At 68.7% G+C, this 12,355-nt stretch carries 13 protein-coding genes; 9 read left to right on the top strand and 4 right to left on the bottom strand.

The features are described 5' to 3' along the window. Positions 1 to 23: 23 nt before the first annotated feature. From ACLBW1_RS05190 to ACLBW1_RS05170, 5 genes are all read left to right on the top strand, one after another. A complete protein-coding gene (locus ACLBW1_RS05190) occupies positions 24 to 1,190 on the top strand; it encodes a steroid 3-ketoacyl-CoA thiolase (RefSeq protein WP_447810500.1) in 1,167 nt (388 codons plus the stop codon). A 12-nt stretch (positions 1,191 to 1,202) separates the two neighbouring features. Further along, positions 1,203 to 1,703: a nitroreductase family deazaflavin-dependent oxidoreductase gene (locus ACLBW1_RS05185; RefSeq protein WP_447810498.1), complete on the top strand. Its 501-nt coding sequence runs from the start codon at positions 1,203 to 1,205 to the stop codon at positions 1,701 to 1,703. 101 nt (positions 1,704 to 1,804) lie between these two features. Continuing rightward, positions 1,805 to 3,190, top strand: coding sequence for a WS/DGAT/MGAT family O-acyltransferase (locus ACLBW1_RS05180; protein WP_447810497.1), 1,386 nt, complete (start codon positions 1,805 to 1,807; stop codon positions 3,188 to 3,190). A 44-nt stretch (positions 3,191 to 3,234) separates the two neighbouring features. Beyond that, positions 3,235 to 3,897: a GNAT family N-acetyltransferase gene (locus ACLBW1_RS05175; RefSeq protein ID WP_447810496.1), complete on the top strand. Its 663-nt coding sequence runs from the start codon at positions 3,235 to 3,237 to the stop codon at positions 3,895 to 3,897. Position 3,898: 1 nt separating this feature from the next. Further along, entirely contained in the window at positions 3,899 to 4,267 is a 369-nt protein-coding gene (locus ACLBW1_RS05170; RefSeq protein ID WP_447810494.1) for a DUF1304 domain-containing protein, read from the top strand. A gap of 7 nt (positions 4,268 to 4,274) precedes the next feature. Here the strand turns inward: ACLBW1_RS05170 and katG are convergent, their stop codons facing one another. The 4 genes from katG to ACLBW1_RS05150 form a co-directional block, all read right to left on the bottom strand. Continuing rightward, positions 4,275 to 6,548: a catalase/peroxidase HPI gene (gene katG / locus ACLBW1_RS05165; protein WP_447810493.1), complete on the bottom strand. Its 2,274-nt coding sequence runs from the start codon at positions 6,546 to 6,548 to the stop codon at positions 4,275 to 4,277. Positions 6,549 to 6,662: 114 nt separating this feature from the next. Next, positions 6,663 to 7,022: a hypothetical protein gene (locus tag ACLBW1_RS05160; RefSeq protein WP_447810492.1), complete on the bottom strand. Its 360-nt coding sequence runs from the start codon at positions 7,020 to 7,022 to the stop codon at positions 6,663 to 6,665. After that, positions 7,019 to 7,939: an SDR family oxidoreductase gene (locus ACLBW1_RS05155; protein WP_447810490.1), complete on the bottom strand. Its 921-nt coding sequence runs from the start codon at positions 7,937 to 7,939 to the stop codon at positions 7,019 to 7,021. Before ACLBW1_RS05155 ends, ACLBW1_RS05160 begins: the two co-directional genes overlap by 4 nt. Beyond that, complete coding sequence (locus ACLBW1_RS05150) at positions 7,936 to 8,721, bottom strand: SDR family oxidoreductase (protein WP_447810488.1); 786 nt, start codon at positions 8,719 to 8,721, stop codon at positions 7,936 to 7,938. The genes ACLBW1_RS05155 and ACLBW1_RS05150 overlap by 4 nt, the downstream gene beginning before the upstream one ends. Positions 8,722 to 8,822: 101 nt before the next feature. Here ACLBW1_RS05150 and echA20 point away from each other — a divergent pair, with 101 nt between their 5' ends. The 4 genes from echA20 to ACLBW1_RS05130 are packed head-to-tail and all read left to right on the top strand — an operon-like array spanning position 8,823 to position 12,320. Beyond that, positions 8,823 to 9,578 (top strand): (7aS)-7a-methyl-1,5-dioxo-2,3,5,6,7,7a-hexahydro-1H-indene-carboxyl-CoA hydrolase, encoded by a 756-nt coding sequence (echA20, locus tag ACLBW1_RS05145; protein WP_447810486.1) that lies wholly within the window; start codon positions 8,823 to 8,825, stop codon positions 9,576 to 9,578. Then, on the top strand, positions 9,575 to 10,483 hold the full coding sequence (locus ACLBW1_RS05140) for a CoA transferase subunit A (RefSeq protein WP_447810485.1): 909 nt from the start codon (positions 9,575 to 9,577) through the stop codon (positions 10,481 to 10,483). Before echA20 ends, ACLBW1_RS05140 begins: the two co-directional genes overlap by 4 nt. Beyond that, positions 10,480 to 11,244 (top strand): CoA-transferase subunit beta, encoded by a 765-nt coding sequence (locus ACLBW1_RS05135; RefSeq protein WP_447810483.1) that lies wholly within the window; start codon positions 10,480 to 10,482, stop codon positions 11,242 to 11,244. Before ACLBW1_RS05140 ends, ACLBW1_RS05135 begins: the two co-directional genes overlap by 4 nt. Then, positions 11,241 to 12,320, top strand: coding sequence for an NAD(P)H-dependent flavin oxidoreductase (locus ACLBW1_RS05130; RefSeq protein WP_447810482.1), 1,080 nt, complete (start codon positions 11,241 to 11,243; stop codon positions 12,318 to 12,320). The genes ACLBW1_RS05135 and ACLBW1_RS05130 overlap by 4 nt, the downstream gene beginning before the upstream one ends. Positions 12,321 to 12,355 lie beyond the last annotated feature (35 nt).

Here is a 12,355-nt window from a genome sequence, read left to right as displayed (position 1 = left end):
GACAATCGAGAAGAGGGATCGCGATGGGCGTGCCGGTGATCGTCGAGGCAGTACGGACCCCGATCGGCAAGCGGGCCGGATGGCTGTCGGGGCTGCACGCCGCCGAGATCCTGGGGGCGGCGCAGCGGGGTGTCATCGAACGCGCCGAGATCGATCCGGCTCTCGTCGAGCAGGTCATCGGCGGTTGCGTGATGCAGGTCGGCGCGCAGGGCAACAACATCACCCGCACCGCCTGGCTGCACGCCGGACTGCCGTGGCAGACCGGGGCCACCACCGTCGACTGCCAGTGCGGATCGGCCCAGCAGGCCAACCACCTCGTGGCCGGACTCATCGCCACCGACACCATCGACGTCGGCATCGCCTGCGGTATCGAGGCGATGTCACAGGTGCCGTTGGGCGCCAACGTGATGCTCGAGGGGGCCGGTGAACGCCGCCCCGCCTCGTGGGACATCGACATGCCCGATCAGTTCACCGCCGCCGAGCGGATCGCGACCCGCCGCGGCATCACCCGCGCCGACACCGACGCCCTCGGCGAGCGCAGTCAACGACTCGCCAGACAGGCCTGGGACGAGGGGCGATTCGATCGCGAGGTCATCGCGATGAAGGCGCCCGAACGCGCGAAGTCGGGCGAGCTCACCGGCGAGATGCTGGACGTGACGCGCGATCAGGGTCTGCGCGACACCACCCTGGAATCACTCGCGAACCTCAAGCCCGTCATCGACGGTGGGATCCACACCGCAGGCACATCGTCGCAGGTGTCCGACGGCGCCGCCGCGGTGCTGCTGATGGACGAGAGCAAGGCGCGCGCACTGGGTCTCACCCCGCGCGCCCGTCTGCGGGCACAGGTCCTCGTCGGCGCCGAGCCGTACTACCACCTCGACGGCCCGGTGCAGGCGACCGAGAAGGTCCTCGCGAAGGCGGGGATGTCGATTTCCGACATCGACCGGTTCGAGGTGAACGAGGCGTTCGCCTCGGTGCTGCTCAGTTGGGCGTCGGTGCACCAGCCCGACATGGACCGCGTCAACGTCAACGGTGGGGCCATCGCACTCGGCCACCCGGTCGGCAGCACCGGATCACGCCTGCTCACCACCGCGCTGCACGAACTCGAGCGCAGCGATTCGGCGACAGCGCTCATCACCATGTGTGCCGGCGGCGCCCTGTCCACGGGAACCATCCTGGAACGAATCTGAGAAGATGTTCCAATGATGTCGGACGAACCGAAGACCTCACGCGACAAACCGGGTGCCCTCGACTCCGCGGCGGTGGGGGCGATCCTCAAGTGGGGATCGAAGGCGAACACCGGCCTCTACAAGGCGACCGGCGGTCGACTCGGCGCGAAGTGGCGCATCGGCGGCGGCTTCCGCAAACCGGTACCGGTGTGTCTGCTGACGACGACCGGTCGCAAGACCGGCGAGAAGCGCACCGTGCCGCTGCTGTGTCTGCGCGACGGCGACGCCGTGGTGTTGATCGCCTCGCAGGGCGGCCGGAAGAACCACCCGCTGTGGTACCTCAATCTCGTCGCCGACCCGGCCGTGACCATCCAGATCCGCAACGACACGAAGCGATACGTCGCGCGTACCGCCGACGCGGGCGAACGCGAGCGACTGTGGCCGCGGTACGCCGAGATCTACGCCGACGTCGACCAGTATCAGGAGTGGGCCGACCGCACGATCCCACTGGTGATCTGCGAACCGGTGGGCTGAAAACAGACATACACACGACCGCATCCGGGTTTTGCGATCACACGTTCTGGAAACGACGTCGGCGACGTTGGGGAGCGGCCACAATGGCACGGGTGAACTACATGCCCCCGACAGACGCCATGTTCTTGCTGGCCGAATCCCGCGAGCACCCGATGCACGTCGGTGGACTGCAACTGTTCACCCCGCCCGACGACGCCGGGCCCGACTACGTGATGAACATGCTCTCCGCCATCCGCGCCCAGACCGAGGTGTCCGGACGCTTCGCGATGCGCCCCGCCGACCCCGTCAGCTCGGTCGGCAACCTGTGGTGGGCACAGAACCAGCCCATCGATTTCGACTACCACATCCGTCACTCCGCGGTCCCCCGCCCGGGCCGCATCCGCGAGCTGTTCCAGCTGACCTCGCGCTGGCACGGGACACTGCTCGACCGCCACCGCCCCATGTGGGAGATGCACGTCGTCGAGGGCATCGAGGACGGACGCTTCGCGGTCTACACCAAGGTGCACCACTCGCTGTTCGACGGCGTCTCGGCTCTGCGCAACCTGCAGAACACCCTGACCGAGGATCCGAACGACACCGAGCTGCGCGTGCCGTGGACGCCGAAGGCGCGTCGCCCCAAACCCTCCGGGGGCGGTTCACGCAACCCGTTGTCGCTCGTCGGCGATGCGGTGTCGGCCGTGGGCGACGCGGTGTCGCTGGGGACCACCGCGGCGGGCCTGGTGCCTGCCGGTCTCAAGGTGTTGCGTCAGGCCGTCGGCGACCACCACTTCACCACTCCGTTCGAGGCCCCGCGCACGATCCTCAACGCACCCATCGGTGGAGCCCGGCGATTTGTCGCGCAATCGTGGGAGATCGAGCGGGTCAAGGCCGTCGGCGACGCCGTCGGCGCCACCCTCAACGACGTGGTGCTCGCCATGTGCAGTGGCGCGCTGCGCCGGTATCTGACCGAACTCGGTGAGCTGCCGGAGAAGTCACTGACCTCGATGGTGCCGGTGTCGTTGCGCCCCGGCGACTCCGGGGACGGCGGCGGCAACGCGGTCGGCGCGGTGATCGCCTCCCTGGCAACCGATGTCGACGACCCCATCGATCGTCTGATGGCGATCCGCGAGTCGGTGCAGGCCTCCAAGCGCCTCATGAAGGAACTGAGCCCGACGCAGATCCTGCTGCTGAGCGCGGTGAACATGTCCGCACTGGCACTATCGCCCGTGCCGGGGTTCGTGAGCCTCACCAGGCCGCCGTTCAACGTCATCATCTCCAACGTGCCCGGTCCGCAGAAGCGTATGTACTGGAACGGTTCTCGCCTCGACGGCGTCTACCCGGCGTCGATCGTGCTCGACGGTCAGGCCCTCAACATCACGTTGACGAGCAACGACGACCAACTCGACTTCGGCATCATCGGATGCCGTCAGACGGTGCCGAGCCTGCAGCGGCTGATCCACCACCTCGAGGACTCGCTGAGCGAACTGGAGAAGGCCGTCTCCGCCTGACAGGACACCCCTCGGCGGCCGGGGGGCTGATCTACGATGTCGCCATGACCGATCATGACCGTGCCGCGACCCGTCGCGAGATCACCACCGCCCTGTCGTCCGCCTTCGAACGTCGTCACGAGGTGCTCGACGCGATCGTCGACGCCCCCGACCGCGCCGCGTCGGTGACCGCCATCGCCGACCTCCTGTCGGTGTCGCCTCTCGGCGCCGAGGCCGTGATGGGAATGTCGTTCGAGCAGTTGACCGTCGAGGCCCGCCGGGCCAACCAGGCCGAGCTCGACGACCTCGACAGCCAGCTCACCTTCACCCTCGCCGAGCGTCCCGCGGCGAGCGGCGACTCGGTGACGCTGCGCCCGTTCGATGCCTCGGCCGACGCGGATCTGTTCTCCACCCGCACCGCCGAGATCGGTGCGGCCGGCGACGGCTCCGGCAAACCCGCCGGCGTCCTCGACGACGAGATCGCCTCGGCGTCGGACCGCATGTTCGCCGAGGAGGCCGCGTGGTTCGTGGCCCACGAGGGGTCGGAGAAGATCGGTCTCGTGTTCGGCGAACTCGTCGACGGCGAGGTCAACGTCCGGATCTGGATCCGCCCCGAGCATCGCAAGAAGGGTTACGGCACAGCCGCTCTGCGCGCCTCGCGGTCGGAGATGGCCTCGCACTTCCCCGGCGTCCCCATGGTGGTGCGGGCACCCGGCGTCCAGGCCTGACGTGCCCGTCGCCGCCGCGGTCTTCGCAGGCCTCGCCGCCGCCCTGCACGTCGCGGTCTTCGTGATGGAATCGGTGTTGTGGACGCGGCCGGCGGTCTACCGGCGATTCGGCCTCGCCTCGGCCGACGAGGCCGCCGCCACGCGGTCGATGGCCTACAACCAGGGCTTCTACAACCTCTTCCTGGCTGTCGGCATCGTCGTCGGCATCGCGGTCGGCGGCAGCGTCGGCACCGCACTCGTCGTGTTCTGCTGTGCCTGCATCGTCGCCGCGGCCTCGGTCCTGCTCACCACAGGACTGTCCTATCTGCGGGCGGCGACGACGCAGGCACTGTTCGCGGTGATCGCGCTGGTGCTGTTCGCCGTGCTCTAGACCCTTCTCAGCCCTTCACCACGTCGTAGCGGTCGGACATCATGACCAGGTCCCACACCTCGACGAAGTCGTGCACGAACCGCTCGAGACCGTCACTGCCCGCATAGACCTCGGCCACCGCACGCAACTGTGAGTTCGACCCGAAGAGCAGGTCGTTGCGCGACGCGTGGAACCGCGTCTCACCGGTGTCGCGGTCGTCGACGGTGAACGCCGTCGGCCCAGAGGCGCCCTCGGACCCGTCGGCCGGGGTCCACACGTAGTCCATGCTGGTCACCGCATCGAAGAAGTCGGTGGACAACGTGCCGACACGATCGGTGAACACGCCGGTCGCGGAACCGTCGTGGTTGCATCCCAGCACCCGGAGGCCACCGGTCAGCGCCACCCACTGCGGCGCCGACAGGCCAAGCAGGGCCGCACGATCGAGGAACATCCGCTCGGGTGCCACCGACGACACCGAGTGGTACTCGGGCAGCACATAGTTGCGGAACCCGTCGACGACCGGTGCGAGCCAGGCGAACTGCTCGGGATCGGTCTGGTCCTGGGATGCGTCGACGCGTCCCGGGGTGAACGGCACGCTGACGGTCACACCCGCTGCGGCAGCGGCCTTCTCGACCGCGACGACGCCGCCGAGGACGATGACGTCGGCGAGGCTGACCGAGGTGCCGCTCGACTCCTTGATGTCCCGCAGCTTCGCGACCACGTCGACGGTGCGGGCGTTGACCGCCCAGTCCTTCTGCGGCGCCAGGGCAAGGCGGGCGCCGTTCGCGCCGCCGCGCTTGTCGGAGACGCGGAACGTGACCGCCGACGAGAACGCCGTGTAGGTGAGATCGGAGACGGAGATCCCCGCGTCGGTGATCGCCTGCTTCAGCGTGGCGATGTCGGCGTCGCCGAGGGCGGGCCCGTCGGCGGAGGGCAGCGGGTCCTGCCACGAGAAGTCCTCGGCGGGGACCTCGGGACCGAGGTAGCGCGACTTCGGTCCCATGTCGCGGTGGGTCAGCTTGAACCACGCCTTGGAGAACTGCTCGGTGAAGTAGTCGAAATCGGACAGGAACCGTTGGCAGATCTCGCGATACACCGGGTCGACCTTGAGGGCGATGTCGCTCGTCATCATCATCAGCGGCTCGGTCCTCCCCTCGATGTGGGCGTCGGGGGTCTGCGGGGCATTGGCGTCGACCGGCGTCCACTGCAGTGCGCCGGCGGGGCTCTGGGTCTTCTCCCACTCGAATCCGAAGAGGTTCTCGAGGTACGAGTTGTCCCAGGCGGTGGGGTTCTGCGTCCACGAGCCCTCGATGCCGTTGGTCATCGTGTGCTCGGCGTTGCCGTCACCGCGCGGGTTGTGCCAGCCGAGACCCATCGCCTCCATCGGCGCGATCTCGGGCGGTGCGCCGATCTCCTCCGACGGCACCTTTCCATGGCTCTTGCCGAACGCGTGGCCACCGGCGATGAGCGCGACGGTCTCCTCGTCGTTCATCGCCATGCGGCCGAACGTGATCCGGATGTCCACGGCCGACAGCGCGGGATCACCCTCCTGGTTCGGGCCCTCGGGGTTGACGTAGATCAGCGACTGGTGCGACGCCGCGAGCGGGTTCTTCAGTTCGTAGTCGGCGTCGCCGGGCTCACCGACCCAGCGCGTGCTGTCGCGCTGCACCATCGCGTCGTACGACGAGGGGTTCGTGTTGTCGATCCACTCCGCGCCCCAGTAGGTGGCGTCGTCGGCCTCCCACGCGTCGCGGCGACCGCCGCCGAACCCGTAGGTCGGGAAGCCCATGATCTCCAGCGAGCAATTGCCGGCGAGGATCATGAGGTCGGCCCACGAGAGCGCGTTGCCGTACTTCTTCTTGATCGGCCACAGCAGGCGGCGCGACTTGTCGGTGTTGCCGTTGTCCCACCAGCTGCTCACCGGCGCGAAGCGTTGCAGCGCCTGCCCGGCGCCGCCGCGACCGTCGGCGATGCGGTAGGTGCCGGCCGAGTGCCACGCCATGCGGATCATCTGCGGGCCGTAGTTGCCGTAGTCCGACGGCCACCACGACACCGAGGTGGTGAGGAACGCCTTGATCTCCGACTTCAGCGCGTCGAGGTCGATGGCGGAGAACGCGGCCTCGTAGTCGAAGTCGCGCAACGGGTTCGCGGCCGGGCCGTCGGTGTGGAGCTGCTCCACGCGCAGGCGGTCGGGGTACCAGTCGGACAGCGTCGGCTTCGAGGTCTCCGCTCCGGCGATCGTGTTGCCACCGAAGGGACATTTCCCTTCGAGGACCTCGGAGTACTCGGAATATGTGGTCATGGCGGGCACCTCTCGTCGACGACCGGGCTGGGTCTCCCTCCATCTATACGCATGCCGGCCCCGCGAGGTGACCGAAGTTGCGACCCTGTGCCCCAGGTATCGATCAGGACACGATCACCGGCGAGGGAACCCGATACGTGCGGTGATGCGTTCGATGTCGCCGTCGGGGTCGATGTCGAACCGCTCGCGGATGCGGGCGCGGAGGCCGAAGGCGACGTGGACGACGAACTCGGCCTGCACCGACCCGCCCTCGACCTCGTCGATGCCGATGATCTCGACCCGACGGATCACCCGGTACTTCCGTCCCCGATCGAGGTCGCGGATGATCGCGGGCCCGCTCGATCCGGTGGGGATGCCGTTCTCGACCCGTCGGCACCCGTCGGCGAGACGCACCGCCGAGACATCGTGGGTCGCGAGTGCCTCGATGTAGGCGCGGGCCGCCTCCACAGGCGGTGTGGCCGAGGGCGGGGTCACCGGGCCCCATACACCGGGAACGGGGTCGGCGCCTCGGCGAGGATCTCGGCGACCACGGGACCGAGTTCGGCGGGATTCCACCGCGAACCCTTGTCGCGCAGGGCACTGCGCTGCCAGCCGTCGGTGACCGACACCTTTCCGCCCTCCACCTCGAACACGCGACCGGTGACGTCCCGCGACTCCGGCGACCCGAGCCACACCACCAGCGGCGAGACGTTGGCCGGGTCCATGGTGTCGAACGAGCCGTCGGCGGGCGGCGCCATCTGGGCGGCCATCGCCTCCCCGGCGCTGGTCGTCATGCGGGTGCGTGCCGACGGCGCGATCGCGTTCACCGTGATCCCGTAGCCGCCGAGTTCGGCGGCGGCCTGGATGGTCATCTGTGCGATCGCGGCCTTGGCCGCGGCGTAGTTCCCCTGTCCCACCGAGCCGTAGAGTCCGGCCCCCGACGAGGTGTTGACGATGCGCGCCTCGCGCTGCGCGCCGGCCTTCGACTGCTCGCGCCAATAAGCCGCGGCATGTCGCAACATCGCGAAGTGCCCTTTGAGATGCACCCGGATGACGTCGTCGAAGTCGTTCTCGCTCATCGACACGAGCATCTTGTCGCGCAGGAAGCCGGCGTTGTTGACCAGGATGTCGAGCGCGCCGAACTCGGAGACCGCCTGCGCCACCAGGTGGGCGGCGCCGTCCCAACTGGCGACGTCGTCGCCGTTCACCACGGCCTCACCACCGCCGGCGACGATCTCGGCGACCACCTGCTCAGCGGGTGACTCCCCCGTGGCGGCGCCATCGAGGCCGGCGCCGATGTCGTTGACGACCACCTTCGCGCCACTGGCGGCGAAGGCCAGGGCGTGTTCGCGGCCGATCCCGCGGCCGGCGCCGGTGACGATGGCCACGCGGCCGGCGTTGATGGTGCTCATGGTGTGGTCTGTTCCCATCGGTTGTCGGTGGTGGCGGCGTCGAGGAACGCGGGGCGTTCTCCTCCGCCGTGCACGGTGAGGGTCGATCCGGTGATGTAGTCGGCCATCGGTGAGAGCAGGAACGCCACGGCGCGACCGACGTCGGCGCCGGTGGCCATGCGCCCCATGGGGATGGTGGCACCGACCGCAGCGATGCCCGCGTCGTCGCCGTAGTGCAGCGCGGACAGTTCGGTGTGGACGGGACCGGCGATCACCGAGTTGATCCGCACCCGCGGCGCCCACTCCACGGCGAGGGATCCGGTGAGGCTGTCGAGTCCGGCCTTGGCCGCGCCGTATCCGGCGGTGCCGGGTGACGGGCGATGCCCGCTGATGCTCGACACGTTGACGATCGACCCGCCGGAATCCTGATAGCGCATCACGCTGTAGGCGGCCTGCGCGACGACCAACGGCGCCAACATGTTCAGCTCGACGATCTTGCGGTGGAAATTCGGGGAGGCGTCGGCGGCGGGGGCGAAGGGTGAACCTCCCGCGTTGTTCACGACACCGTCGAGTCGGCCGTGCCGTTCGGTGATGCGGTCCATCATCGCGTCGACGGCGTCAGGGTCGCGCACGTCGCACGAGACGAATTCGACCGAGCTGCCCGCATCGTCGGCCGGGCGTCGTGCGCAGGCGATCGGGACGGCCCCCAGCGACGCGAGCACCTCGCAGATGCCGGCGCCCACACCCCGGACGCCACCGGTCACGACGACCACCTTGCCGGCCAGTCCGATGTCCACGCTCATCTCCGATCGTCGCTCTCACCGCCTGCTACGCTACCAAGCAAGTGTTTGGTTGGTAACCACCGGCCGAGTCCGAGCATGCGAGAGAGGACGTGGGAGCGCACATGCCGATCACGACATCGACGATCGAGCCGGGCGTCGTGGCCGTCACGGTCGACTTCCCGCCGGTCAACGCCCTGCCCAGCGCCGCGTGGTTCGCCCTCGGCGACGCGATCCTCGCCGCGGGCGCCGACCCGACGACGCACGTGGTGATCCTGCGGGCCGAGGGGCGCGGCTTCAACGCGGGCGTGGACATCAAGGAGATGCAGGCCACCGAAGGATTCGACGCCCTCATCGGCGCCAACCGCGGCTGTGCACACGCCTTCGGTGCGGTGTACGACTGCGCGGTACCGGTGATCGTGGCGGTCAACGGATTCTGTGTGGGCGGCGGTGTCGGTCTGGTCGGCAACGCCGATGTGATCGTCGCCTCCGACGATGCGGTGTTCGGGCTCCCTGAGGTCGACCGCGGGGCACTGGGCGCGGCAACACATCTCGCGCGCCTGGTCCCCCAGCATCTGATGCGCACGCTGTACTTCACCGCGCAGAACGTGACCGCACAACAACTCCTGCACTTCGGGTCGGTCTATCGGGTGGTGCCGCGAGCCGATCTGCTCGACGCCGCCCTCGAGGTCGCACGACTCATCGCCGCGAAGGACACGCGGGTGATCCGTGCCGCGAAGGAGGCCATCAACGGCATCGATCCCGTCGACGTGAAGACCAGTTACCGCCTCGAGCAGGGCTACACCTTCGAACTCAACCTCGCCGGTGTCGCGGACGAACACCGCGACGCGTTCGTCACCACCGGGAAGGCCCGCGGATGACCGCGGCGGTGCGCACCCAGACCGACAAGAGCTGCTCGCTCGACGAGGCCGTCGCCGAGATCTCCAGCGGCATGACCATCGGGATCGGCGGATGGGGGTCGCGGCGCAAGCCGATGGCCCTGGTGCGGGCGCTGGCCCGGTCGGAGGCCACCGACCTCACCGTGGTGACCTACGGCGGCCCCGATCTCGGATTGCTCTGCGCGGCAGGCAAGGTCAGCAAGGCGTACTACGGGTTCGTGTCGTTGGACTCACCGCCGTTCTACGATCCGTGGTTCGCGCACGCGCGCACCACCGGCGCCATCGAGGTCCGCGAGATGGACGAGGGCATGGTGAAGTGCGGGCTCGAGGCGGCCGCATCGCGGCTGCCGTTCCTGCCGATCCGCGCCGGCCTCGGGTCGTCGGTGCTCGACTTCTGGGGTGACGAACTGCGCACCGTCACCTCGCCGTATCCCGACGCCGACGGACGCGTCCAGACGTTGATCGCGATGCCCGCCCTCGAACTCGATGTCGCGCTGGTACATCTCGACATCGGCGACGTGCACGGCAATGCCGCCTACACGGGTGTCGACCCCTATTTCGACGACCTGTTCTGTGGTGCCGCGCGCCGACGCCTCCTCGAGGTCGATCGGGTGGTAGAGACCGCCGAACTCGTCGATGAGGTTCCCCTGCAACGCATGCTGCTCAACCGGATGAACGTCGACCGGGTCATCCACGCGCCGGGTGGCGCGCACTTCACGTTCGCCGGCGACTACGGCCGTGACGAGGCCTTCCAACGGTTCTACGCCGCCTCGGCGGGTGACCCGGACGCATGGCGGGCGTTCTCGGAGCGGTTCCTCGCCGTCGACGAGGAGACCTATCAGGCACGTGTCCGCGACTGGGCGAGCGAGCAGGAGGGCACGGCATGACCGAGGTGACCCGCGCGGAGATCTGCGTGATCGCGTGTGCCGAGATCTTCAGCGGTGCAGGCGAGATCATGGCCTCGCCGATGGCGACGACACCACTCATCGGTGCGCGCCTGGCGCGTCTGACCACCGAGCCTGACCTGGTGATCACCGACGGTGAGGCGTTGATCTTCGCCGACACCCCGGCCGTCGGACGGTCGGCCCCCATCGAGGGGTGGATGCCGTTCCGCAAGGTGTTCGACGTCGTCGCGTCGGGTCGCCGCCATGTGGTGATGGGCGCCAACCAGATCGACCGCCACGGCAACCAGAACCTGTCGGCGTTCGGCCCCCTGCAGCACCCGACCCGCCAGATGTTCGGCGTGCGTGGGGCTCCCGGCAACACCCTGAACCACCCCACGAGCTACTGGGTCGCCAAACACTCGTCCCGGGTGTTCGGTGGCGAGGTCGACGTGGTGTCGGGGGTGGGGTACAGCCAGGTCGACCCGAACAACCCGGCCTATCGATTCCTCCACATCCACCGCGTGGTCACCAACCTCGGCGTCTTCGATTTCGGCGGCCCCGACCACACGATGCGGGCGCTGTCGCTGCATCCGGGTGTCAGCGCCGACGAGGTCGCCGAGAACACCGGTTTCGACGTCGCCGACCTCGATGCGGCGGGCGTCACCCGCGAACCCGATGCACACGAACTCGACCTGATCCGTACGGTGATCGACCCGAAGGGCCTGCGCGAGCGTGAGGTCAAGCCGGTGGAGGCGAGCCGATGACCGGCCGCGCGGCACCGATGCGGACCGCCTTCACCGAGCTGGTGGGGGTCGACTACCCGATCGTGCAGACCGGCATGGGCTGGGTGTCGGGGGCCGCGCTGACCTCGGCGACGTCGAATGCCGGCGGGCTGGGGATCCTCGCCTCGGCGACCATGACCTTCGACGAGCTCGAGATGGCCGTGAAGAAGACGAAGGCGTCGACCGACAAACCGTTCGGGGTGAACATCCGCGCCGACGCCACCGACGCGGGCGAGCGGATCGACCTGCTGATCCGCGAGGAGGTGCGCGTCGCGTCGTTCGCGTTGGCGCCGAAGAAAGACCTCATCGCCAAGCTGAAGGACCACGGCATCGTGGTGATCCCGTCGATCGGCGCGGCGAAGCACGCGGTGAAGGTCGCCTCCTGGGGTGCCGACGCCGTCATCGTGCAGGGCGGCGAGGGCGGTGGCCACACCGGTCCGGTCGCGACGACGCTGCTGTTGCCGTCGGTGCTCGACGCCCTGGGTTCTGACGGGATACCGGTCGTCGCTGCGGGCGGGTTCTTCGACGGCCGTGGCCTTGCCGCCGCACTCTCCTACGGCGCGGCCGGTGTCGCGATGGGCACCCGCTTCCTGCTCACCTCCGACAGCACCGTGCCGGATTCGGTGAAACAGGAGTACTTGGGGCGCACGCTGAACGACACCGTCGTGTCCACGAAGGTCGACGGCATGCCGCACCGCGTGCTGCGTACCTCGCTGGTGGAGAAACTCGAAGGCGGCAACCCCGTGAGCGCGCTCGTCGCGGCGGCGCGCAACGCCAACGAGTTCAAGCAGATGACCGGCATGAAGTGGACCACGATGCTCACCGACGGCCGCAGCATGCGGAGATCCGGCGAGCGCAGCTGGCAGCAGATCATCATGGCCGGCAACACCCCGATGCTCCTCAAGGCGGGTCTCGTCGACGGCAGCACCGACGCGGGTGTCCTCGCCTCGGGACAGGTGGTCGGCATGATCGACGACCTCCCGAGCTGCGAGGCACTGATCCAGTCGATCGTCGGCGACGCCCGTGACCGGATCGCCGCACTCGCCCGAATCGACTGATCGAGGCCGGCTCCCCCACCGCCGCGCTGGCTACG

Source organism: Williamsia sp. M5A3_1d (genome assembly GCF_053345315.1).
The sequence above is the reverse complement of the archived record's forward strand: the minus strand, read 5'-3'. Positions and strand labels throughout refer to the sequence as shown.